Source organism: Streptomyces sp. NPDC048392, from assembly GCF_043200575.1.
Classification (GTDB): Bacteria; Actinomycetota; Actinomycetes; order Streptomycetales; family Streptomycetaceae; genus Streptomyces.
On record NZ_JBICYB010000043.1, the window covers coordinates 13,404 to 33,716 of the forward strand.

Annotated in this window: 11 protein-coding genes; 4 read left to right on the forward strand and 7 right to left on the reverse strand. The window is 73.4% G+C overall.

What is annotated here, in order from left to right:
* The first annotated feature begins 80 nt into the window (after positions 1 to 80).
* Complete coding sequence (locus ACGFYH_RS33090; protein ID WP_393806859.1) at positions 81 to 4,394, forward strand: hypothetical protein; 4,314 nt, start codon at positions 81 to 83, stop codon at positions 4,392 to 4,394.
* A gap of 144 nt (positions 4,395 to 4,538) precedes the next feature.
* Positions 4,539 to 5,495: a bifunctional riboflavin kinase/FAD synthetase gene (locus ACGFYH_RS33095; protein WP_393806860.1), complete on the forward strand. Its 957-nt coding sequence runs from the start codon at positions 4,539 to 4,541 to the stop codon at positions 5,493 to 5,495.
* A 51-nt stretch (positions 5,496 to 5,546) separates the two neighbouring features.
* Here ACGFYH_RS33095 and ACGFYH_RS33100 read toward each other — a convergent pair whose 3' ends face one another.
* From ACGFYH_RS33100 to ACGFYH_RS33130, 7 genes are all read right to left on the reverse strand, one after another.
* Complete coding sequence (locus tag ACGFYH_RS33100) at positions 5,547 to 6,557, reverse strand: ABC transporter ATP-binding protein (protein ID WP_393806861.1); 1,011 nt, start codon at positions 6,555 to 6,557, stop codon at positions 5,547 to 5,549.
* 13 nt (positions 6,558 to 6,570) lie between these two features.
* The gene (locus ACGFYH_RS33105; protein ID WP_393806862.1) at positions 6,571 to 7,875 is read right to left on the reverse strand and encodes an ABC transporter ATP-binding protein; all 1,305 of its coding nucleotides are present in this window, start codon (positions 7,873 to 7,875) and stop codon (positions 6,571 to 6,573) included.
* Positions 7,872 to 8,816 carry an ABC transporter permease gene (locus ACGFYH_RS33110; RefSeq protein ID WP_393806863.1) on the reverse strand — a complete coding sequence of 315 codons (945 nt, stop codon included), beginning with the start codon at positions 8,814 to 8,816 and terminating at the stop codon, positions 7,872 to 7,874. Before ACGFYH_RS33110 ends, ACGFYH_RS33105 begins: the two co-directional genes overlap by 4 nt.
* Positions 8,813 to 9,889, reverse strand: a complete 1,077-nt coding sequence (locus tag ACGFYH_RS33115; RefSeq protein ID WP_393806864.1) for an ABC transporter permease — start codon at positions 9,887 to 9,889, stop codon at positions 8,813 to 8,815. Before ACGFYH_RS33115 ends, ACGFYH_RS33110 begins: the two co-directional genes overlap by 4 nt.
* Positions 9,882 to 11,747 carry an ABC transporter substrate-binding protein gene (locus tag ACGFYH_RS33120; RefSeq protein ID WP_393806865.1) on the reverse strand — a complete coding sequence of 622 codons (1,866 nt, stop codon included), beginning with the start codon at positions 11,745 to 11,747 and terminating at the stop codon, positions 9,882 to 9,884. Before ACGFYH_RS33120 ends, ACGFYH_RS33115 begins: the two co-directional genes overlap by 8 nt.
* 305 nt (positions 11,748 to 12,052) lie before the next feature.
* Complete coding sequence (locus ACGFYH_RS33125; RefSeq protein ID WP_393806866.1) at positions 12,053 to 15,373, reverse strand: SCO5717 family growth-regulating ATPase; 3,321 nt, start codon at positions 15,371 to 15,373, stop codon at positions 12,053 to 12,055.
* Between the two features lie 1,340 nt (positions 15,374 to 16,713).
* Positions 16,714 to 17,010, reverse strand: coding sequence for a DUF397 domain-containing protein (locus tag ACGFYH_RS33130; RefSeq protein ID WP_393806867.1), 297 nt, complete (start codon positions 17,008 to 17,010; stop codon positions 16,714 to 16,716).
* A 329-nt stretch (positions 17,011 to 17,339) separates the two neighbouring features.
* On the opposite strand from ACGFYH_RS33130, the gene rpsO reads away from it, so the two are divergent.
* Positions 17,340 to 17,627: a 30S ribosomal protein S15 gene (gene rpsO, locus ACGFYH_RS33135; RefSeq protein ID WP_003973291.1), complete on the forward strand. Its 288-nt coding sequence runs from the start codon at positions 17,340 to 17,342 to the stop codon at positions 17,625 to 17,627.
* 327 nt (positions 17,628 to 17,954) lie between these two features.
* Positions 17,955 to 20,177, forward strand: coding sequence for a polyribonucleotide nucleotidyltransferase (locus ACGFYH_RS33140; RefSeq protein ID WP_393806868.1), 2,223 nt, complete (start codon positions 17,955 to 17,957; stop codon positions 20,175 to 20,177).
* Positions 20,178 to 20,313 lie beyond the last annotated feature (136 nt).

Below are 20,313 nucleotides of genomic sequence, written 5' to 3' on the forward strand. Positions count from 1 at the left end.
TCGCCGCGGGATCTGTCCCGCTGATCATCACGCGCCTACCGTCGAACACACAGCACGGGTGTACGGCGGGAGGTTCGACGATGGCGTCGCGGAACCGGTCCCGGGAGGCGACGGGCGGCAGGGCAGGACAGCCGCCCGGGGACGGCTCCCGGGCAGCGTGCGGCGGACCGCGGGCCGCCCGTGAACCCGGTCCGGCGGGACTCGCGCCCGACGACGCTCTGATCCGCGTCCACGACCTCGCCGGCCGCCCCCGCGGCACGGGGTTCGTCGCCGACCACCACGGCACGGTGCTCACCAGCCACGAAGCGGTCGACGGCCTGTCCCGGCTGGTCCTGCGCACCGCCGGGGACCGCCGCCGCGTCGTGGCCGCCGCCGACGTGACCCCCCTGCCCGCCCTCGGCCTGGCCCTCGTACACACCGAGGGCCTCGGCGTCGACCCGCTGCCCCTCACCACGCGGGACCGTGTGGAGGCGGGGACCTACGTCCGCATCGCCGCCGGCGGCTGGCGCGAGGCCCGGGTCCTGGGCGCCACCGGCGTCACCTACACGGCCACCGACCGTTTCCACCTCCTCGGCGACGCCCTGGAGCTGGCCGTCGGCACGTCGGGGCGGGACGCCCTGCGGCTGGGCGGCGGCGCGGCCGGCGGGCCCGTGCTCGACGGGGAGACCGGCGCCGTCCTCGGCGTCCTCGGCACGGCCCTCAGCTCCGGCCACAGCGACGTCGGCTTCGCCGTGCCGGTGCGCCGCGCGGCCACGGGCCCGCTCGCCGACCTCCTCGCCGAGAACGCGGCGACGGTCCCGGTTTACGGCGCCGACCTCAACCTGGCCGGCGTGCTCGCCCTCACGGGGACATCGGTGGGGCAGGACGGTCCGCCGGGGGCGTCGGCGAGTGACAGGGGCGAAGGCGCGGGCGGGGACCTGGGGACGGGCGCGGGCCCCGCCGCCGGGCCGGACGGAGAGCAGGGTGGCGGGTCGGGTGGCGGACCGATCGGCGGGGCGGGGGGCGGATCCGGTGTCGGGCCGGGCGGCGGCCCCGGTCGTGGGGAGCCGGTCGAACGGGTCGCGGTGACCCGCGCGTTCGCCGCCTTCGCCGCGAGCCGCTCCCGCGTGCTGGGGCTGGTCGGCGCGCCGGGCACCGGCCGTACGACCGAGCTGGCCGCCCTCGCCGCCCGGCGCTCCCGAGACACCCGGCCGGCGCCCACGCTGTGGCTGCGCGGGGCCGATCTGCACGACGACGACAAGTCGCTGGCGGACGCGGTCCGCCGGTCGCTGGCCCGGGCCGCCCGCATCGTGACCGCCTCGGACCGCTCCCGCCCCGGCGGCCTCGGCGACGTCACCCCGGAACGCCTGGCCCACCTCGCCCGCACCGCGGGACGCCCCCTCCTGCTCCTTCTCGACGGCCCCGAGGAGATGCCCCCCGTCCTGGCCCACCGCCTCCCCGAGTGGAGCGAGGGCACGGCGACCTGGCTGCGGGAGACGGGGGCACGGCTCGTGGTGGCCTGCCGGGCGGAGTACTGGGAGTACGCGGGGGCGGAGTTCCCGCGGGAGCTGCTGTACCGGACGGCGCCCGGGGAGCGTCCCTCCCGGGCGGTCGCGGGGCGGGCGCGGCCGGGGCGGGGAGCCGGGGAGGCGTTGTTCACCCCGGCGGGGGAGACCTGTCCGGCGCCGGACGCCACGGGGGCGCCGCCCGGGGCGGCGCCCGAGTCGGCCGGTGCCGTGCCGCCGTCCGGGGCGCCCGGCGCCGCGGCGCGGCCGCCGAGGCAGGCTCTCGTGGAGCCGTGGGCGCGGACGCGGGCTGACGCGGGGCTGTCTGCGTACGGTCAGGTTGGCGTGGAGCCGTGGTCGCGGACGCCGGTTGACGCGGGGCTGCCTCCGCACGGGCAGGCCGCCGCAGAACCGTGGAGATCCGCCGCAGGGCTCGCGTGCGGGACGGGGGCCGCCGCGCTCGACCCGGGTTCCGACGGACGCGTGCCGGGAGCGGATGGGATGGGGCGTGCGGCACCCCGGGGAGGGTGGTCGCAGTCCCCGGCCTGCGCGGGGACCGAGTACGGGACGGCGGCCCCCGCGGAGGGGACGGACGCCGCCGGGCTGGTGCCCGTGGGTACCGGTGCGGGGCTTCCGGCACCATCACCGGCACCCGCAGGACCGTCACCGCACACCGCGGACTCCCGAGGATCGTCGTACGGCGCGGCAGCCACCGCGTCCACCCCGGATTCCGTCGGGTCACGCCCCCCGGCGACCGGCACCGGCCTCCCGCCCTGTGTCCGGCTCGGCGACCTGACAGACGCCGAGGCCCGGGAGGCGCGCGCACGGCTCCGCGTGCCGGACGGCGCCCTGGCGGACCCGGACGCCCGCCACCCCCTCACGCTCCGGCTGCTCTCGGAGGTGCTCGCCGCCCTCCCCGGCGGCCCCCCTCCGGTGCCCGTCGACCGGGACACGGTCTTCACGGCGTACCTGGACCTGATGTGCCTGCGCGTCGCCACCCGCCTGGCCGGGGAGAACGGCCTGCACGGCACCGCCGTACGGCGCCTCGCGGCGAAGGTCTGCGGGCAGGTCCACGAGGCGGCCAGGCGCAGTCTCGGCCCCGGGCAGGGCGGGCTGGACCGGGAGTCCTTCGAGACGCTGTTCCCCTGGGGACCCGCCCCGGCGCGGCTGGGCGGCGGCACCGGCTGGGCGCCGGCCGTGCTCGCCGAGGGCCTCCTCGTGCCCGCGGGCGACGGGTACCGCTTCGCGCACGAGGAGCTCGCCGACTGGATCCAGGGCACGCACCTCGACCTGGACGAGGCCCTGCGCGCCCTGGTCCACCGTCGGGACACTCCGAGGGGCACGCACACCCTCCCGGTGCCGCACCACCGCAGCGGCCCCGTCGTCGAGGCCCTGCTGCTCCTGGCGCGACAGCGGGGCATCCCGCAACTGGCCATGACTCTGGAGGAGTTGGTGGGTGTCCTCGACGCCGATCCGCACTCCTGGTGGGCCGCCCGGCTGCTCGCGGAGGTACTGACCCGCGTGCCCGACGCGGCGCCGTACACGGAGGTGCTGCGGCTGCTCGCCGACGGCATCGCCGAACGGCGGGGCGAAGGGCAGCCCACGACAGGGGGATTCGGTGCCGCCTTCTGGACGGCCCTGCGGCTGCCGGGGGCCGTCCGCCTGGACCTGCTGCGCCGCCTCGTCCTCGCCGACGGCCCCCCGCACGAGCCCGGCCCCCGCCACCTCGACCTCGTCGCCGCACTCCTCACCGCCGACCCGGCCGCCGTACAACCGCTCCTCGTGCGCTGGTTCGACGACGAGCGGCCGCTGCCCGCCACCCCGCACGCCACCGTGGCGACGGCCGCGCAGGCACTGCTGCACACCCACCGCCACCGCGGCCTGGACGGCCTCACCGAGGTACTCGTCGACAGCGCGCACCGACGCGCCGACGAGCTGCTCGCCGTGCTGGCCGAGGAGGAGCCGTCGGCGCTCTGCCGGGCGGTGGAGCGGTGGGCGCGCGACGAGCGCCCGGCGCGGCAGACGGCGGCGGTCACCCATGGCCTGCGCGCGGCACCGCACGCCCGTACCGGCACCGATCGCACCCTGCTCCGCCACGCCGCCCTGGTGCTGCTCGCCGGCCCTGCCGACAGCCCTCTGCGCGGCGGTGCGCTCGCCCTGCTCGTACAGGACCCCGGCAGCCGCGACCGCCACCTCCCGAGGGCGCTCGACCACTTCGCCGCCTGCGACCCGTACCTCCCGCCGAGCGCGGTGGCCGCCGCCCTGCCGACCCACCCCGAGCCCGTCCTCGAAGCCTTCCGGTCCCGGCTGCGCGGGCCGGACGCCGGTGAGGCGCTGCGCAGGCTCGCCGACGCCACCACGCCCGCGCTGGCCCACCGGGTGGCCGCCCTCGTCGCGCGGACCGTGGCGGAGCGCCCCGAGACCGCCGGGCACCTGGCCGCGTACGTCGACCGGCGCCTCGACCTGGACCCCGCGCCCCGCGCCGTACTCCTGCCCCTGGCCACGTGCCTCCTGGACGACGGTCCCGAACCGGTGCGGGCCGCGCTCGCCGGAGTCCTCGCCGCCGACGGGGACACCGGGAGCGCCCCGCTCCGTCGCGAACTGCGCGAACACCTCCTGGCCCACGAGCACGAACCCGCCGTCCTGGACGCGCTGCTGCACGCGGCCGCCCGGTGCGAGGGCGAGCAGCTGCGGGCCCTCGTCCACCGCACCGGCCTGCTCCTCGTCCGCACCCCCGACGGCGCCACCCGTTTCGACCGCGGCCTCGTCGACCTGGCCCGCCACCTCCCGGGGTTCGCCACCCGCCTGACCGGCTGGCTCACCGACGCCCCGCGGGACTGGGCCGCGCTGGTGGGCCCCAGCACCCGCCGCACGATCGAGCAACTGGCGGGCGTCCGCGTCCCCGCCTGACCCGGACCCGGCCCGCACGGCGTGCACCGGGTCACAGCGTCGATGCCGATGCGGGCGGGAGCCGGACGGCATGGCACCCTTAGACCTGCGTAAGGGTCACCACGTAACCGTCGAAACCACGGCAACCACCAAGGAGCAGACACAGTGCAGCGCTGGCGTGGCTTGGAGGACATCCCCGAGGACTGGGGACGCAGCGTCGTCACCATCGGCTCCTACGACGGCGTCCACCGCGGGCACCAGCTGATCATCAAGCACGCCGTGGACCGCGCTCGCGAGCTGGGCGTTCCCGTCGTCGTCGTCACCTTCGACCCGCATCCCAGCGAGGTCGTCCGCCCCGGCAGCCACCCGCCGCTGCTCGCCCCGCACCACCGCCGGGCCGAACTGATGGCGGACCTGGGCGTGGACGCGGTGCTCATCCTCCCCTTCACCAAGGAGTTCTCGAAGCTCTCCGCTGCCGAATTCGTGGTCAAGGTCCTGGTCGACAGGCTGCGCGCCAGGGCGGTCGTCGAGGGCCCCAACTTCCGCTTCGGCCACAAGGCCGCCGGGAACGTGGACTTCCTCGTCGAGCAGGGCAAGGTCTACGACTTCGAGGTCGAGGTCGTCGACCTGCACGTCACCGGTGAGGCGGGCGGCGGCGAGCCGTTCTCCTCCACCCTGACCCGCCGTCTGGTCGCCGAGGGCGACGTGGCGGGCGCCGCCGAGATCCTGGGCCGCCCGCACCGCGTGGAGGGCGTGGTCGTGCGCGGCGCCCAGCGCGGCCGTGAGATGGGCTTCCCGACGGCCAACGTCGAGACCCTTCCGCACACCGCGATCCCGGCCGACGGTGTCTACGCCGGCTGGCTGCACGCCCAGGGCGAGACGATGCCGGCCGCGATCTCCGTCGGCACCAACCCGCAGTTCGAGGGCACCGAGCGCACGGTCGAGGCGTACGCCATCGACCGCGTGGACCTCGACCTGTACGGCCTGCACGTCGCCGTCGACTTCGCGGCCTTCGTCCGCGGGCAGGCGAGATTCGAGACGCTGGACGCGCTGCTCGTGCAGATGGCCGAGGACGTCGACAGGTGCCGCGAGATCACCGCGGGGGACGCCCCCGGAGCCTGACGGCGCCGGGGCGATGCCCCTGCCCGGCCCGGGGCCGGTTTTCTTCCTCTGTCAGCCCGGCCGCCCGGGCACCGGCTGCTCCGCCCGGGCCCAGTGGCAGGCGACCTGGGACTCGTCGCCGCCGCGCAGGATCTCCGGGTCCCGGTTCCTGCAGGCGTCCGCGACGCCGGACCGTTCGGCCTCGCCACCCGCCAGGACCGGGCAGCGGACGTGGAAGCGGCAGCCGTCGGGGACGTACGCCGGGTCGGGGGGCTCGCCGCTGAGCACGACCGGGGCGCCGGGCGCCTCCGGAAGCACGGACAGCAGAGCCTGGGTGTAAGGATGCCGGGGCGCCGTCAGCACCTGCTCCACCGCGCCCGTCTCGACGATCCTGCCGAGGTACATCACCGCGACCCGGTCGGCGATGTTCCAGGCCAGCCCCAGGTCGTGGGTCACCACCAGCGCGGACAGGCCCAGCTCGGTACGCAGCCGCAGCAGCAGCGCGAGGATCTCGCCGCGCACCGACGCGTCGAGGGAGGCCACCGGTTCGTCGGCGACGAGCAGCTCGGGTTGCAGGACCAGCGCGCCCGCGATGACGACCCGCTGGCGCTGACCGCCGGACAGCTCGTGCGGGTAGCGCAGGAAGAAGCGTTCCGGTGGCCGGAGCCCGGCACGCGACAGCGCCTCGGCGACCGCCGTCCGCTCGTCTCCCGCGTGGCCGTGGATGCGCAGTCCCTCCGCGACGATGTCGTACACCGTGTGCCGCGGGTTCAGCGAGCCGCTCGGGTCCTGGAGGACCAGCTGGGCCCGCCTGCGGTACGCCTTCAGGGCCCGGGCGGAGTACGCGAGGGGGACGCCGTCGAAGGTCACGCGTCCCCCGGTCGGCCTGACCAGGCCCAGCAGGGAACGGGCGAGCGTCGTCTTGCCGCAGCCCGACTCGCCGACCAGCGCGACGATCTCACCCCGCCGGATGTCGAGGTCGACCCCGTCCACGGCCCGGGCGGCGGGCGTCCCGCGTCTGCCGGGGAAGTCGACGTGCAGCCCCTGGACGCTCAGCAGCGGGGACGTCGTGGTGCTGGTCATGGGGTACTGCTCCTCACTCCGTCGTCCTGGCCGGCGCGGTGCGGCCGGACGCGCCCGCGCTGTCGGCGGGCGCACCGGCTCCGGCGGCGGTGCCGCTGGTGGCGGCGGGACCGTTCCCGGCGGCCTCGGGCCCGACCCGGTTCACGCGCTCGGCGGCGGTCCCGTGTTCGGCGATGCTCCGGCGTTCGGCGGGCTCCCCGTGTTCGGCAGCCGTCCTGCCGTCGGCGGTTGCCCGGCTCTCACCGGTTGCCCGGCTCTCACCGGTTGCTCGGCTCTCACCGGCTGCCCCGCTCCCACCGGCCGCTCCGCTCCCACCGGCCGCTCCGCTCGCACCCGCCGCTCCGCCGGCGCCCGGGGTGCCCGTGCCGTCCGGCCCCACGCGCACGCACGCGGCCCGGCGCCGCGTGCCTGCCTCCCGCAGCGCCTGGTCCTCGGTGGCGCAGACGTCCAGCGCGACCGGGCACCGCGGATGGAACGCGCACCCGGACGGCACCGCCGCCGGGTCGGGCGGATCCCCCGGCAGCCCGCGCGGCGCGAACCGCGAGCCCGGGTCACCGATGGTGGGGAACGCCTCCGACAGCGCCCGGCCGTAGGGATGCCGGGCGTCGTCGTAGACCTGACGGGCCGGGCCCTCCTCGACCACCCGGCCCGCGTACATCACCGCGAGCCGGTCACAGGTGTCGGCCAGCACGGCGAGGTCATGGCTGATCATGATCAGGCCGACGTCCTGCTCACCCACCAGGCCCTCGATCAGCCGCAGGATCTGCGCCTGGATCATCACGTCGAGTGCCGTGGTCGGCTCGTCGGCGACGATCAGACGGGGGTCGCAGGCCAGCGCCATGGCGATCATCACCCGCTGCCGCTGGCCGCCGGACAGCTCGTGCGGGTAGGCACTCGCCCGGGCCGCCGGAAGACCGACCTGCTCCAGCAGCTCACCGGTCCTCCTGCGCGCGCCGGCCGGTGTGGCCCTGCGGTGCAGCAGGATGGGCTCCGCGATCTGGTCACCGATGCGGTGGACGGCGTTCAGGGAGTGCATCGCGCCCTGGAAGACGATCGACGCCCCCGCCCAGCGGACCGCCCGGACCCGGCCCCACTTCATGGTGAGCACGTCCTCGCCGTCCAGCAGGATCTCCCCGCCGACCCGGGCTCCGGGCGGCAGCAACCGCAGCAGCGCCAGGGCCAGGGTGGACTTGCCGCAGCCGGACTCGCCCGCGATGCCGAGCTTCTCACCGGCCTCCAGGGTCAGGCCGACCCCGCGCACGGCGGCCGCACCGCCGGGATACGTCACCTTCAGGTCCCGGACCTCGAGCAGACTCAACGGGACACCCCCAGCCTGGGATTGAGAACGGCCTCCACGGCGCGCCCGCACAGGGTGAACGCCAGCGCCACGACCGCGATCCCGATGCCCGGCGGCACCAGGTACCACCAGTCACCGGAACTCACCGACCCCGCCTCCCGCGCGTCCTGCAGCAGCCCGCCCCAGGACACGACCGTCGGATCCCCGAGCCCGAGGAAGGCCAGGGTCGCCTCGGCCAGGATCGCGGAGGAGATGATCAGGGTCGTCTGCGCGAGGATCAGCGGCATCACGTTGGGCAGCACGTGCCGGGACATGATGTGCCAGTGCCCGCCCCCCAGCGCCTTCGCGCGTTCGATGTACGGCCGGGACTCCACCGCCAGCGTCTGGGCCCGCACCAGGCGGGCCGTGGTGGGCCAGGTGGTCACGCCGATCGCGAGCACGATCGTGCCGAGCGACCGGGACAGCACCGTCGCCAGCACGATCGCGAGCACCAGCGTCGGCATCACCAGGAACCAGTCCGTGATCCGCATCATCACCGTGGCGTACCAGCCCCGGAAGTGCCCGGCCGTGATCCCGATGAGCGCACCGATCAGCACCGACAGCGCGGCCGCGAGCAGTCCGACGAGCAGGGAGACGCGCGAGCCCCAGACCAGCAGACCCAGCAGGTTCCGTCCGAACTGGTCGGTGCCCAGCGGGAATCGGCCGCTCGGACTCTCCAGCGGTTGTCCGGGCGCGTCCGTGACGCCGTCCACGTCCGACCCGACGGTCAGCGGAGCGGTCAGGGCGATGAGCACGAACAGCACCAGCGCGGCCAGCCCGAACACACCGGCGCGGCGCTTGCGGTACTCCTTCCAGAAGCGGGCGACGGAGGCGCGGCGCCGCCGCCGGGCGAGAGCCCGCGGACCGGGCCCGCCGGGCTCCACCGGAGCCCCGGACGCGGATTCGGTGGTCTCGGCGGTCATCGGCCCACCCTCGGATCGAGCATCGGATACAACAGGTCGGCCAGGGTGTTCATCAGGATCACCGCGGCGGCGAAGACGAAGAACAGCCCTTGCACCAGCGGGAGATCGGGCACGCTGAGCGCCTGGTAGAACAGACCGCCGAGGCCCGGCCAGGAGAAGACCGTCTCGACGAGGATGACGCCCGCCACGGTCCGCCCCAGGTTGACGAAGACCAGCGTCACGGTCGGCAGCAGCGCGTTGGGCACGGCGTGCCGGCGCCGCACGAGATCGTCCCTGAGCCCTTTGGCCCGCGCGGTCGTCAGATAGTCGCCGCCCATCTCGTCCAGCAGCGCCGACCGCGTGACCAGCAACGTCTGCCCGTACTCGACGGCGACCAGCGTCACCACCGGCAGGACCAGGTGATGCGCCACGTCCAGCACGTACGCGAAGCCCTCCTCGCGGCCCGACTCCATGCCACCGGTCGGGAACAGACCCGGGATCGGGTCCACACCCACCGACAGCACGATGATGAGCAGCAGCCCCAGCCAGAAGGACGGAATGGAGTAGAGCGTCAGCGCGAGACCGGTGTGGAGCCGGTCGCCGAGCCCGCCGTGCCGCCACGCCGAGCGGGTGCCGAGGAAGGCACCCAGCGCGGTGTAGAGCACGAAGGCCGTGCCGGTCAGCAGCAGGGTGTTCGGCAGCGCCTCGGTGATCTTGTCGACGACGGGCGCGTGGAACTGGTACGACGTCCCCAGGTCACCGGTCAGCGCCTTGAGGCAGTAGTCCGTGAACTGGTGCCACAGCGGCAGGTCGAGTCCGAACTCCCGCCGGTAGACGCCGAGCTGCTCGGCCGAGACCGGACGGCCACCGGTCATGAACTTCACCGGATCGCCGGGGATCAGCCGGAAGAGGAAGAAACTGGTGACGAGGACGGCGAACAGGGAGACGACCGCGCCGGCCAGCCTGCCCGCCACGTACCGCGGGTACGCGCTGCGGGTGCGCCCCCGCGACGCCGTGGGCGGCCGCGTCCCGGTCCCCGAGCCGGCCGCCGGGCCCGGCACGGAACCGGTCGCGGAACCGGTGGCGCTACTCACGGTCGTCGGCGGACGCCCGGCGGCGGACGGCGAAGAGCACCCCGAGACCGACCAGGACGACGACGCCCGCGGCGATCCCGATCACGGTGCCGGTCGACGACGAACCACCGGAGGAGTCACCGGAGTCCGCCGGCACCGCCGACCACCAGCTCCAGTAACCGTCCTGCCCGTAGATGTTGCCCGCGGCGGACGGCATCGTGGTGATCGACTTGATCTGGTCCGTGCGGTAGGCCTCGACCGCGTTCGGGTACGCCATGACGTTCATGTACCCGGTGTCGTACAGCCGGGACTGCATCTGCTTGACGATCTCCGCCCGCCTGCCCGCGTCGTACTCGCCCAACTGCTGTGCGTACAGCTCGTCGTACTTCTTGTCGCAGATGAAGTTGTCGGTGGCCCCGGTGTCCTTCGGCGTCGCCGGGAGCGCCGCACAGGTGTGGATGGACAGCACGAAGTCCGGGTCGGGGTTGACGGACCAGCCGTCGAAGGCGAGGTCGTACTCGCCGGCCAGCCACGGATCGGTCACGTTGTCCAGGCAGTCCAGGGTGATCGAGATGCCCAGCTCGCCCCACCACTCCTGGAGGTACTTGCCGACCGCCTTGTCGTTCGGGTCGGTGGCGTGGCACAGGACGCGGTAGCTCAGCGGCTTGCCGTCCTTGCCGAGGCGCTTGCCGTCGGCGTTCGTCCGGTAGCCCGCCTCGTCGAGCAGCCGGGCGGCCCGTTCGGGGTCGTACGCCAGCTTCTGCCCGGCCGACGGCTCGAAGAAGTACGAGGAGAAGCGCGGCGGGATGTAGCCCGCTCCCTCGACCGCGTGTCCCTGGAACACCTTGTCGACGATCGCCTCGCGGTCCACCGCCGTGAACAGCGCGTTCCGCACCTTCTGGTCCAGCAGGGAGGGGTCACCGTCACCGAACTCCGTACCGTCCTTCGCCCGTGCGCCCGGATTGGTGGCGAGGGCGTAGAAGCGGCGGCCGGGGGCGTCGTTGACGTGGATGTTCTCCTCGTCCTTGAGCGAGGCCGCCTGGGCCGGTGTCAGCGACGGCGACCCGGCGACGAACGACACCTCACCCTTGCGCAGTGCGGCGACGGCGGCGTCCTGATCCTTGTAGTACCGGAAGACCAGCTCGTCGAACTTCGGCGCGCCGCGCCAGAAGTCCCTGTTGGCCTTCAGACGCACATAGCTGTCCGGCTTGTAGTCGGTCAGGATGAACGGCCCGTTGCCCACGACCGGAAAGCTCTTGTCGTTGTTGAACTTCGAGAAGTCCTCGACCTTCTCCCAGACGTGCCTGGGCACGATCGGCACGTCGAGCGCGGTCATCGTGGCCTGCGGCTTCTTCAGCCGGATCACCAGCTGGGACGGGCTGGGCGCGGTGACCTTCGCGAAGTTGCCGACGAAGCTGCCGTTGGCGGTGGCGGCGCCCGGGTCGGTCATCATCTTGTTGAACGTCCACGCCGCGTCCTCGGCGGTGGCCTGCTCGCCGTCCGACCACTCGGAGTCGGAGCGGATCGTGTACGTCCAGGTCAGCTTGTCCGGCGACGCCTTCCACTCGGTGGCCAGACCGGGTATGACGTGGTTGTCCTTGGCGTCGTAGTTGGTCAGGTACTCGTACGTCAGCCGGTGGATGCTCGTACTGAGCAGCCGTACCGCCAGGAAGGGGCTGAGCGAGTCGACGCTCTGCGCCACGGCGACGGTGAGCACCTTGTCGCCCCCGCCGCTGCCGTCGCCCTCGTCGGCCGACGCCGAGGGGGCGACCGTCCCCGACGCGAGGAGGAGCGCGGAGGCGCCCAGGGCGGCGAGGACGCGGGCTCTCCACGGGCGGGGGGCGGTACGTTCACTGCCGTGCTGATCGTGTGTGCTCATGACTACCTGACCTCGCGTCATCGCACGCGCGGACGCCGGGGCGCTCTCGCGTGGGGCGGGCTCGAACAGTGGTGAACGCGGAATGAAGTGTGTGTCTACCAGCGGCAGTCTGCGCGCGTCAACGGTCCGACAAACCCCATGTGGCCTGCGGAAACGGCGAGTTGACCGGTCCGTCACTCACATTGGCACAGACCACTGGCGCCTCCCTGGTGAGAGCGTGACGCTCGCGTCACACCAATTTCGCCTGCGAACGCGCGAAGGCCCGCGCCGTCGGAGACGACACGGGCCTACGGTGGCTCGCTGACCTACTGCTGAGGCGGGGGTGGAGGCGTCTGCCCCTGCTGCTGCCCCTGTGGTGGATATCCGTAACCGGGCTGGGGGTGGGGCTGCCCGGGCTGGGGATACGGCTGAGCCGGCTGGGGCTGCTGCGCGTACGGCTGTCCGGGCTGCGGAGGGTACTGCTGCGGCCCCGGCTGGGGAGGGTACTGCTGCCCCGGCTGGGGCTGTCCCGGCAGGGGCTGCTGACCGGGGACGGCCTGCTGCCCCGGCAGCGGCGGAGCGGCGACCGGCGGCGGGTTGCCGTCGGACGTCCACAGACCGTGCGCCTGCTGGTGGCGGACGAAGTCCTCGGCGACCATCGCCGCGAGGTTGAAGTACGCCTCCCGGACCTTCGGCCGCATCATGTCGAGGTCGACCTCGGCACCGGCGGCCAGGTGCTCGTCGAACGGGACCACGACGACACCCCGGCAGCGGGTCCGGAAGTGCCCCACGATGTCGTCGACCTTGATCATCTTTCCGGTCTCGCGGACCCCGGAGATGACCGTGAGCGACCGGGAGACGAGGTCGGCGTACCCGTGCGCCGACAGCCAGTCCAACGTCGTACTGGCGCTGCTCGCCCCGTCCACGGACGGCGTCGAGATGATGATGAGCTGGTCGGCGAGGTCGAGCACACCGCGCATGGCGCTGTAGAGGAGACCGGTGCCCGAGTCGGTGAGGATGATCGGGTACTGCCGGCCGAGCACGTCGATCGCGCGCCGGTAGTCCTCGTCGTTGAAGGTCGTGGACACGGCCGGGTCGACGTCGTTGGCGATGATCTCGAGCCCGGACGAGGCCTGGGAGGTGAACCGCCGGATGTCCATGTACGAGTTGAGGTACGGGATCGCCTGGACGAGGTCGCGGATGGTGGCCCCGGTCTCCCGGCGCACCCGGCGGCCGAGTGTACCGGCGTCCGGGTTGGCGTCGATCGCGAGGATCTTGTCCTGCCGCTCGGTGGCGAGCGTCGAGCCGAGCGCGGTGGTGGTGGTCGTCTTGCCGACGCCGCCCTTGAGGCTGATGACGGCGATGCGGTAGCAGGACAGCACCGGGGTGCGGATCAGATCCAACTTCCGCTGCCGCTCGGCTTCTTCCCTCTTGCCGCCCAGCTTGAACCGCGAACCGCCCGCCGCCGGACGGCTGCTCTTCGCCTTCTGCCTCTTGTTGTTGAGCAGCCGGTCGGACGACAGCTCCACGGCCGCCGTGTAACCGAGCGGCGCTGCACCCGGGTTGGTGGGCTGCCGCTGATCGTGCTGCATGGGCTGCGGCCAGGCGGCGCCGACCCGAGGGTCCGCGGGCGGCTGCTGGTGCTGCGGGTACTGCTGCGGTGCCTGCTGCTGCGGCGGTTGGTGAGGCCCGTACTCCGGCTGCTGTGCCGGGGGCGCGGTCTGCCCGGTCTGCCCGGGCTGCGTCGGCTGTGGTGCCGGGGGCGCCTGGGGTGCGGGCTGGGGCGCGTGCGGTACCTGACCCGGCTGGGCCGTCTGCTGGGGCGGCGGTGCCTGCGGGGCGAAGCCGTGCGGAGCGGGCTGGGGCGCGACCGGCGGAGCCTGGCCGCCCCCCTGCGCCTGCTGCGCCTGCTGCGGTAGGCCGGGGTACGGCTGCCGCGACGGCCCGTGCGGGGCCTGCGGGAAGCCGTAGCCGCCGGGCTGCGCGGGGGAGTGGGGCTGGGAAGCCTGCGCACCGGACTGCGGGAACCCGTAACCGGTCTGCGGCGCGGGCGGCGCGAACGGCTGGTCCGGCGCAACCGGCGCGGCGGCCGGCGGATTCCACGCGGCAGGCGCCGGCTGCGGAGCCTGCGGCTGGAAAGGAGGCTGCTGGGCCGGTACGCCCGGCTGCTCGGGAGCGACGGGGGAGGGCTGCGGCTGTGCGGGCCAGTGATGGGCGGGCGCGGGCGCGGCCGGCGGGTACGACGGAGGCAGCGGCGGCACCGCACCCGGCGCGGCGGGCGGCGCGTCCCGCGGAACGGCGTCCTGCGGCACGCTGTGCCCCTGCGGCGCGGCGTCGGCAGGCACCGCGTCCCGGGGCTCGTCCTCCGCCGGGACCCTGTCTTCCGGCTCGTCCTCGGGTTCGGAGCCGGGGACGGCAGCCAGAGCGACCGGCCCGGGCCCGGAGTCGGACACATCGGAGACGTCCGAGACGTAGGAACCGACGCTCCCGTCCTCGCCCTGGTCCTTGCCCTCGGTCCCCGAGCCGAGACCGTCGCCAGGACCAGAACCGGTGTCCCGTTCCGCAGTGTCGGTGCCGTCCGCTGCGGTGGATTCGGGGCCGTCGGAGCGCCCGGGCTCCACGCCGGCGTCCGCGACCACGAGGGCCTCGTCCGGCGTGTCACCGGCCTCGTCCGAGCCGGACACCGCGTCCTCCGCCGCGGCCCGTTCGGCGATCTCACGCTTGAGGGCGACCGCGGAGAAGCGCATGGTGGCGCCGCTTCCAAGGTCGCCGTCGTCGAGATCGCCGGTGCCCGGTTCGACCTCGACCTCGGGCTCAACCCTGGGCTCGACCTCTGCCTCGACCTCTGCCTCCGCTTCGGGCTCGACCTCAGCTTTGCGCTCGGCCCCGGTCTCGGCCTCCGGCTGGACCTCGGGCGCCCCGGCGGGCGGCGGCGGTGCGGGAGCCTGGAGCTGGAATCCGCCGGCCGGAAACGTCGGCAGGGCCGTGGGAGACCCGGGGGCCGCGGCAGGTGCGGGGGCGGCCACGGCCTCCGGCCCCGACGACTGAACCGGCGGTTCCGGCTCGGTCTCGGTCTCGGTCTCTGACGCGGGCTCCGGTCGCGCGGACTGCGGCTGTTGTGACGGTCGCTGAGGCTCGAAGCCGCTCCCGACCGGCAGCCTGGGGACGCCGGCCGGCCCTGCGCTCTGCGGGGCGGGTGGTGTGAACGGCGCCCCCGGGCCCGGTGGGGGCGGGGTGAACGCGGCACCCGGGGCGGGCGCCTGCGGCGGTGTGAAGGGCGCCCCCGGGGCCGGAGAAGGAACGGAGGAAGGCCCGTTGGACGACGCGCTGGACGGCGTCGCGTGCGGCGGCGGAGTCAACCCCGGCAGCGGTGGCACCGGACCCCGAGGAGCGGGCGGGGCGGGAGGAGCCGGCGAACCGGCCGGGCCGGAAGGGGAAGAAGAAGCGGAAGGACCGGAAGACGAACCGGCCCCCTGTCCCCGCCCCTCTCCCTGCTCCGCGTCACTGGACGCGTTCTGCGTGTACCAGGCGGGCGGCGCGTAGTCGATGGTGAACTCGCCGGTCGTCTCGACTGAGGACTCCGCGTCGGGTTGGTCATCGCCGGGTGTAGCCCAGCCCCCGCGGATCCCGTCCCGATCGCTGCTCACAGTTCCTCCTGATGTGGTCGAGCACCCGCATGCCGTGCCGGGGCGACCCTTGCTTGTCGTTCGAAATGGTCCGATGCCGTTCGAGGTCGTCCGATCCACCGGCTTTCCCCCTGAGACGCCGACGCCCGCTCCACGGGTTCTGGTGTCGCGCCCGACACCAGCCTAATCACCGCGGGGCTCCCCCCGGCAGCCCCCGCCCTCGCCCGGAGTTCCGCCCATTGCGTCACAGTCGGCTCGGAAGTGCCACACACGTTGCGTATGTGCGAGATCTTCATGCGACATCCACGAACAAGTCGGATGGAATCCGGCTGCCACCGCCGCTCACACCGCCTCACCGACCAGCCTCCGCACGGAGGATGACGGCACCCGCCGCCGCCCCCTCCGCCCGAGTGATCGTGAGCCCGGAGCAGTTGGCAGGGATCTTCGTCGTCCCGTCGCGCGAACTCCCCGGAAGCCGCCGGAACTCACCGGCCACAACCGGACCGTCGTACTCTTCCGGGCGGAACGGCTGGGCGGACGCGGCCTGTTGCACCAGGTCGCCGTCGTCGCCGTCGTCGCCTTCGTCGACTCCGCATGGTCTGGGAGGACCGGTTCCCCGTCCCCCGGTCCGGGCCGGAGCCGGACGCGGGCGACAGCCGGAACCGGCGACAGCGCGACAGCCGGAACCGGCCCAGCGCGACGGCCACAACCGGTCCGGTGTGACCCTGGCGCACGGAGCGGTGTCGTCACCAGGGGCGGCGGCACCCTCGTAGTACGACATGAGGACGGACGTCCCCCGCTGGACAACGGCGACCGCCGCCCCCAGCCAGGACATGGGCGCCGCCGGCGGCCGCGGACTGATCGTCCGGGAGAAGTGCCGGAGCGGCGACGACCTGCCCGCCGAACCCTGCGGAACATCACGTACAGGCGGCGGAGGCTGGACCCGGCCACGGGCGAGACGCTCTGGACGTACTCCGCCGCCAAGGGGGGCCGCGGCCTCCGAGCGACGACCGCATCGCACCGAACGCGCTGGTCGCCCTGGGCCCGAAGACGGACGAGGAGGCGCCGTACCTCTACTCCGGTCTGCCGGGCGAGGCGCAGATGACGACCATGCGGACGACAGCGCACCGTCGTACAGAACGGGCGCGTCTTCTTCGATGTCGAGGCCGCCTACGGGCCCGCCGACAAAACCGGACACCGGACAGCGGAGCTACCTCGGGCCGGGTACGGGAAGCGGCGCACCACGGAGGCCACGACGGCCGCCCCGGGAGGCGGGGCTCGGTACCGCCCGTCCGCCGGGGAACGGGCGGCACCCGTCCTCGCGCCGTAGGCCCCCGCCTCCTACCGGGCGTCACCCCCGGCTACTGGGCGTCGCCCCCGGTGCCCCCGGCGGCAGGCTCCAGGTCGAATTCCCCGTCCCGCGCGCCGAGCACGAAAGCCCGCCACTCCGCCTCGGTGTACCGCAGCACGGTGTCCGGGTCGAGTGACGACCGCATGGCGACGGCACCCTCCGGGAGGTAGGCGATCTCGACCCGCTCCTCGTCCGCCTCGGTGCCGGGCGCGCTGTGCCATTCGACGCCCGAGATGTCGAGAGAGTAGAGCTCGTCCCTCTCCCGGTCCTTGCGTGTCCTGAGTTCCTGGTCCTCGGCGTCGGCCATCGCGGCTCCGGTCCTTCCTGCTGTGCCAACGAGCTGTGCGGCCACCCTACTTGCCGCCTCTCCTCCCCATATGCGGTTCGCGCACGGTTTCACCGGGCAGGGAGCGCGGCGCACGGACCGCGGCGCACGTGAGCGAGCCCGCCCGGCCCCGGGGCAGCCGCCTCCGTCCAGGCTGGTACGCTGTGTGACGGCCGTTCGTGTACGCGCCCCCGGAGCCCAGAGCCCTGGAGGACGCGCCCAGCGGATCCCCGCCTTCCGAGTTACGGAAGATCCCCCGAGAAGTAGACCGGGGGCACTCGGTGGCCAGTCACAGACCAAGAGGAGTACGCGTGTCGCTCGACGCCGCAGTGAAGAAGCAGATCATCACCGAGTTCGGTACCAAGGAGGGCGACACCGGCTCCCCCGAGGTCCAGGTCGCTCTGCTGTCCCGTCGGATCTCCGACCTGACCGAGCACCTCAAGACCCACAAGCACGACCACCACTCCCGTCGTGGTCTGCTCATCCTGGTCGGTCAGCGCCGTCGGCTGCTGCAGTACCTCGCCAAGAAGGACATCCAGCGCTTCCGTGCGCTGGTCGAGCGCCTCGGCATCCGCCGCGGTGCGGCGGGCGCCCGGTAGGACGTCGTGAAGGGAGCGGTTCCCATCATTCGGGGGCCGCTCCCTTTGCCGTACGTGCGCGGTGTCGCCGCCCCTTTGTAGTGTGGTAACAGACACCGCGCACGACGTATCCCGTACCCGTACGAGTACGGGTACGGGATACAAGGAACGAAACCAGGAGGAGCGGACCTCGCCGCCGCCGGTCCTCGGTAGTGGCCCCCGGGAGCAGACCCCGGGTGCTTCGATCGAAGACCGGCCCGCATTGCACGGGAACGCTTCTCCGGCACCGTCTCCCCCGCCACACGGGCGGGGAGGGGCAAAAGACGACAAGCATCGGAGAAATCACTAGTGGAGAACGAGACCCACTACGCCGAGGCCGTGATCGACAACGGCACGTTCGGCACCCGCACCATCCGCTTCGAGACGGGACGGCTGGCCCGGCAGGCCGCCGGTTCCGCCGTGGCCTACCTGGACGACGACACCATGGTGCTGTCGGCCACCAGCGCCTCCAAGAACCCCAAGGACCAGCTCGACTTCTTCCCGCTCACGGTGGACGTCGAGGAGCGGATGTACGCCGCCGGCAAGATCCCCGGCAGCTTCTTCCGCCGTGAGGGCCGGCCGAGCGAGGACGCGATCCTCACCTGCCGCCTGATCGACCGCCCGCTGCGCCCGTCCTTCAAGAAGGGCCTGCGCAACGAGATCCAGGTCGTCGCGACGATCATGGCACTCAACCCCGACCACCTGTACGACGTCGTGGCGATCAACGCCGCCTCCGCGTCGACGCAGCTGGCCGGCCTGCCCTTCTCCGGCCCGATCGGCGGCGTCCGCGTCGCGCTGATCCGCGGCCAGTGGGTGGCCTTCCCGACGCACACCGAGCTCGAGGACGCCGTCTTCGACATGGTCGTCGCGGGCCGCGTCCTGGAGGACGGCGACGTCGCGATCATGATGGTCGAGGCCGAGGCCACCGACAAGACCGTCAAGCTGGTCGAGGGCGGCGCCGAGGCGCCCACCGAGGAGGTCGTCGCCGCCGGTCTCGACGCCGCGAAGCCCTTCATCAAGGTGCTGTGCCGCGCCCAGGCCGACCTCGCCGCCAAGGCCGCCAAGCCGACCGGCGAGTTCCCGATCTTCCTGGACCACCAGGACGACGTCCTGGAGGCACTCAGCGCCGCCGTCCGCCCCGAGCTCAGCCAGGCGCTCACCATCGCCGGCAAGCAGGAGCGCGAGGCCGAGCTGGACCGCGTCAAGGGGCTCGCCGCCGAGAAGCTCCTTCCGGAGTTCGAGGGCCGCGAGAAGGAGATCTCCGCCGCGTACCGCTCGCTGACCAAGTCCCTGGTCCGCGAGCGCGTCATCAAGGAGAAGAAGCGCATCGACGGCCGCGGTGTCACCGACATCCGCACCCTGGCCGCCGAGGTCGAGGCCATCCCGCGCGTGCACGGCTCCGCCCTGTTCGAGCGTGGTGAGACCCAGATCCTGGGCGTCACCACCCTCAACATGCTCCGCATGGAGCAGATGCTGGACACCCTCTCCCCGGTGACCCGCAAGCGCTACATGCACAACTACAACTTCCCGCCGTACTCCGTCGGCGAGACCGGCCGCGTCGGCTCCCCGAAGCGCCGCGAGATCGGCCACGGCGCCCTCGCCGAGCGCGCCATCGTGCCGGTGCTGCCGACGCGCGAGGAGTTCCCGTACGCGATCCGTCAGGTGTCCGAGGCCCTCGGCTCCAACGGCTCGACGTCCATGGGCTCGGTCTGCGCCTCCACCATGTCGCTGCTGAACGCCGGTGTGCCGCTCAAGGCCCCCGTCGCCGGTATCGCCATGGGCCTGATCTCCCAGGAGATCAACGGTGAGACGCACTACGTCGCCCTCACCGACATCCTCGGTGCGGAGGACGCCTTCGGCGACATGGACTTCAAGGTCGCCGGCACCAAGGAGTTCGTGACCGCCCTCCAGCTCGACACCAAGCTGGACGGCATCCCCGCCTCCGTCCTGGCCGCCGCCCTCAAGCAGGCCCGTGACGCCCGCCTCCACATCCTCGACGTGATGATGGAAGCGATCGACACGCCGGACGAGATGTCCCCCAACGCGCCGCGGATCATCACCGTGAAGATCCCCGTCGACAAGATCGGTGAGGTCATCGGCCCCAAGGGCAAGATGATCAACCAGATCCAGGAGGACACGGGCGCCGACATCACGATCGAGGACGACGGCACCATCTACATCGGTGCCGCTCAGGGCTCGCAGGCCGAGGCGGCCCGCGCCACGATCAACGGCATCGCCAACCCGACCATGCCCGAGGTCGGCGAGCGCTACCTGGGCACGGTCGTCAAGACGACCACCTTCGGCGCGTTCGTCTCCCTGCTGCCCGGCAAGGACGGCCTGCTGCACATCTCGCAGATCCGCAAGCTGGCCGGCGGCAAGCGCGTGGAGAACGTCGAGGACGTCCTCGGGGTGGGCCAGAAGGTCCAGGTCGAGATCGCCGAGATCGACTCCCGCGGCAAGCTCTCCCTGATCCCCGTGATCGAGGGCGAGGAAGGCTCCTCCAACGACAAGAAGGACGACGCCGACCAGTGACGTCCCGTAGCGCCGGGGGGGGGGCCCCCCCCCCCCCCCCGGGGCGGGGCCGGCCCCCCCCCCCCCCCCCCCAACAACCCCCCCCCCCCCCCCCGGGCCGGCGCCCCCCCCCCCCCCCCCCCCCCCCGCCCCCCCG

Coding starts and splice junctions, on each gene's coding strand:
- ACGFYH_RS33090 (WP_393806859.1), top strand. CDS start 81: ATGGCGTCGCGGAACCGGTCCCGGGAGGCGACGGGCGGCAGGGCAGGA.
- ACGFYH_RS33100 (WP_393806861.1), bottom strand. CDS start 6,557: ATGACCAGCACCACGACGTCCCCGCTGCTGAGCGTCCAGGGGCTGCAC.
- ACGFYH_RS33110 (WP_393806863.1), bottom strand. CDS start 8,816: ATGACCGCCGAGACCACCGAATCCGCGTCCGGGGCTCCGGTGGAGCCC.
- ACGFYH_RS33120 (WP_393806865.1), bottom strand. CDS start 11,747: ATGAGCACACACGATCAGCACGGCAGTGAACGTACCGCCCCCCGCCCG.
- ACGFYH_RS33130 (WP_393806867.1), bottom strand. CDS start 17,010: ATGGCCGACGCCGAGGACCAGGAACTCAGGACACGCAAGGACCGGGAG.